This window comes from Okeania sp. (genome assembly GCF_983059655.1).
In genome coordinates this window covers 1-4,025 of record NZ_CEZPJD010000522.1, presented here as the reverse complement: position 1 = coordinate 4,025, position 4,025 = coordinate 1, and the positions used below count along the sequence as shown (strand labels likewise).

General features: G+C 38.6%; 3 protein-coding genes. All 3 read left to right on the top strand.

Features of this window, described 5'->3' with window-relative positions; translation table 11 throughout:
- Window positions 1-174: 174 nt before the first annotated feature.
- Complete coding sequence (locus AC3DU7_RS23335) at window positions 175-342, top strand: hypothetical protein (RefSeq protein ID WP_488041687.1); 168 nt, start codon at window positions 175-177, stop codon at window positions 340-342.
- Between the two features lie 69 nt (window positions 343-411).
- Window positions 412-1,017 carry a helix-turn-helix domain-containing protein gene (locus tag AC3DU7_RS23330; RefSeq protein WP_488041686.1) on the top strand — a complete coding sequence of 202 codons (606 nt, stop codon included), beginning with the start codon at window positions 412-414 and terminating at the stop codon, window positions 1,015-1,017.
- A gap of 132 nt (window positions 1,018-1,149) precedes the next feature.
- Window positions 1,150-3,903, top strand: coding sequence for a peptidase domain-containing ABC transporter (locus AC3DU7_RS23325; protein WP_488041685.1), 2,754 nt, complete (start codon window positions 1,150-1,152; stop codon window positions 3,901-3,903).
- Window positions 3,904-4,025 lie beyond the last annotated feature (122 nt).

The following is a 4,025-nucleotide window of genomic DNA, read 5'->3' as shown; positions in this document are numbered from 1 at the left end:
TTAAAAGACAGACCTCTAAGATTAGCTCTTTGAAAATTTCGTTCACCATCTTGATATTGTTGCAATATTTCACGTTTACGCCGATTCATATTTTCTGTCTATCTAACTAAGGATTAAGTAAAGGAAAATTGGAAAAATGACGACTGGTTTCAAAAATATTAACAATTATTATAAGTGAAGAAGGAAGAAACCGCTTATTTCTCTAGGAGAGAAGGAAAAATCTGGCATTGTCTGAATTTTACAGCCCTTTTGCCGATCGCCCAACCACATCGTCACAACAAAAATCCAGCGAATGGCCATTTGCCCCTACTTTTTTCCAACCAAAAAGACAAAATTGCATAACTAAATGTATTTGAGAAATATCTTTACTCCAAGAAACACCGGAGTTATTAACAAATAACTATAAAACCTATGTTGTCCGATCGCTCAAACTACCAAGTCAAAATGAGTAAGTCAGATGTCCATGGAAGCTGCTTAACATCTTTTCAGCGTAAACTCTTAGAAAAAAATCTAGATGATGAATTGTCATGGCAATATCGTCAGAGAATAGAAATTATGCTACTAGCAGATGAAGGCAAAACCCAAAGCCAAATTTGTAAAGCTATAGGTTGTTCTCCTGGTACAGCTAGACATTGGATACTTGTTGCTAAGTCTGGTCAAGCTCACCAATGGAACAATCATCCTATAGGTCGCCCTCAAGAAGTTAATGAACAATATTTAGAACGCTTGAAAGAGTTAGTAACTAATAGCCCCAGGGAATTTGGTTATGTATTCCGGCGGTGGACTGCTAATTGGTTGAGCAAACATTTAGCAAAGGAATTTGATATTGAGTTGAGCGATCGCCATATTAACCGCTTACTCAAACAAATGGGTTTATCTACCAAACCAAAACCACCGAAAGCTGAAGAAATTCCCGGTCAAGATATTAATGGTAAAAACATTATCATTCGCGATCTTAACTCTGACCCAAATCTTAACCCATCCCTAGAAATATTAAGTTTCCACACTTTTAACTAGCTATCAGCTTTTAGCCTTTTCGTACCGGAATGCTCCGTAAACGAGAGCGTAAAAAAAATGCTCCTACTGATTGCTGAGTGCTGAATGCTGACCGCTTCTTTAGTAAATATTTAGTCAATAAAATTTTGAGTTATGGTTCAAAATGCACCTACTCCTGCTTTAACTCAGGGGCAAATTACTGATGTCTTGGGATATTCACTTTCACAAAAAGAAATAAAAAATTGCCTGAAAACAGTAGAATACTTAACTCCCAAAGTGGGTCAGTTTTGGCAAACAGATGGAGAAGAGTCAGGCATCTATATTATTATTTCAGGCAAAGTCAGACTCCTTGATGAAGCTGGTGAATTAATTACCACCTTGAATGCAGGAGCAACATTTGGTGAATGTACATTATTTCCCGATACTGATTTTCTCCCCTACTCAGCAAGAGCATCAGTAAATCTGAAGGTTTGCTATTTGCCGGAAAAAACTCTCGCTCCACTCATAGAAAAATCTCCTCAAATTCGAGAACATCTTTACGAAGTTGCCCAAAAGCAAAATTCCCTACAGGTAAAATCAGATAACTTACCAATTCCTTTGGGGCAAATTTCTCAATTATCTGTCACTCCTACTGATAATTTCCCAACTACTGCCAAATTTGAGTATAGACAAACTGAAGACATTGCCCATAAAAAGATTAAAAAAGCCTATTTTCCTAACCCCAGTCAAAGAGTAGGTCATTTACTACAACGAATCACCAGACGTTATCCATTTTTTGCCCAACAAAGTGCCTCTGACTGTGGTGCGGCCAGTTTAGTGATGGTAGCTCGTTACTGGGGGAAACGTTTTAGTGTTAACCGAGTGCGAGATATTGCCAATGTAGACCGTAACGGTGCCTCACTGCGGGGGTTATCAGCAGCAGCAGAAAGTATTGGGTTTTCCACCAGACCAGTGAGAGCAAGTATTGACCAACTTAGCAAACAAAAATTGCCTGCTATTGTTCATTGGGAAGGTAAGCATTATGTCGTAATCTATGAAGTGGGCAAAAAGCACGTTGTTGTTGCAGATCCTGCTATTGGCCAACGCACCCTTACCCACAGAGAATTTAAAGATAGTTGGACTGGTTATGCTCTGCTGTTGCAACCTACTGCTTTAATCAAAGAAACCAAGGATGCAGTTACTCCATTTTGGCAATTTTTTGAATTAATCAAACCTCATGGGGGGGTACTACTAGAAGTATTTATTGCTTCTGTAATTATTCAAATTTTTGGATTGATTACACCTTTATTTACTCAACTATTGTTAGACCGGGTGGTAGTGCAGGGTAGCACTATAACTCTAACTGCTGTAGGTTTAGGTTTGATTATCTTTGGTCTATTCCGGGTAGCAATGAGGGGGTTACGCCAATATCTCCTTGACCATACGGCGAATAAAATTCATGTGGCATTAATTGTGGGATTTATTCGTCATACATTCCGCTTACCTTTGAACTTTTTTGAGTCTCGTTATGTGGGGGATATTATTTCTCGGGTTCAGGAAAACCAGAAAATTCAAAGATTTTTAACTGGAGAAGCACTGTCAATTTTATTAGATTTGTTGACGGTGTTTATTTATGTGGGGTTAATGTTTTGGTATAGTTGGAAAATGGCTTTATTGGCGTTGGTTATTGTACCACCGTTTGTCATTTTAGCCCTAATTGCTACTCCTTTCTTACGCAAAATCTCTAGGGAAATTTTTGGTGCATTAGCACAGGAGAATAGTTATTTAATTGAATCTCTTTCTGGTGTGCGTACTGTTAAGTCAATGGCAGTTGAGCAAACAGTGCGTTGGCGATGGGAAGAATTTCTCAATCAGTCAGTGAGAAAAAATTTTTCTGGGCAAATTATTGGCAACCGACTGCAAATATTTAGTTCCGGAATAGAATCAGTGGTAACTACAGGTTTATTGTGGTTTGGCGCGTGGTTAGTAATTCAGGGAGAATTAACTATTGGGCAGTTGGTTGCTTTTAATATGTTGATAGGTAATGTGATTACGCCTTTCCAACGATTGACAGTACTTTGGAATCAGGTGCAGGAAGTAATTATCGCCATAGAAAGAATCAACGATGTGATTGATACTGATCCAGAGGAAGATTTGCAATATCAGGCCCGACAGTCGGTGATTGGGTTGCGCGGTCATATTCGGTTTGATAATGTGACTTTTCGTTATCATCCCGAGAGCGATATTAATGTTTTGGAAAATCTCAGTTTTGAGGTCAAACCAGGACAAACTGTTGCATTAGTGGGGCGGAGTGGTTCGGGAAAAACTACTATTTCCAAGTTAGTTTTGGGACTTTATCCTGCTACCGATGGCAAAATTTTGATTGATGGTCAAGATATAACGACTCTCTCGTTACCATCACTGCGTCAACATATTGGAGTGGTGGATCAGGATACCTTTTTATTTGGTGGCACTATTCGGGAAAACCTCAGTATTGCTCATCCATCAGCTACTTTGATAGAAATTATGCAAGCAGCAAAACTAGCTGGAGCTGATGATTTTATTAAAAAGTTGCCCATGGGTTATGAAACTCAAATTGGTGAAGGAGGAGGAATGTTATCAGGTGGTCAAAGGCAAAGATTAGCGATCGCTCGTGCTTTGTTAGGAAATCCTCAGTTGTTGGTTTTGGATGAAGCAACTTCTCATTTGGATGCTGAGTCAGAGCGAATTATTCAGACAAATTTTAATCAAATACTCCAGGATAGAACAACATTAATTATTGCCCACCGTTTATCTACTGTTCGCCAAGCAGATTTAATTTTAGTGTTAGATAAAGGGGTATTAATTGAGCAAGGAAAACACGAAGAGTTAATGGCAAAACGGGGTCATTACTATTATTTGAATCAGCAACAATTAAGTGTAGGGTAAGCATTCAGTCGTCAGCTATTGCTTTTCATTTTAGAGTTTGTCTGAGAAGTAAAATATGCTAAATTCAAGCCCCCTAAATCCCCCAATTTTGGGGGACTTTGAGAAGAAAATTGACTCTTGTT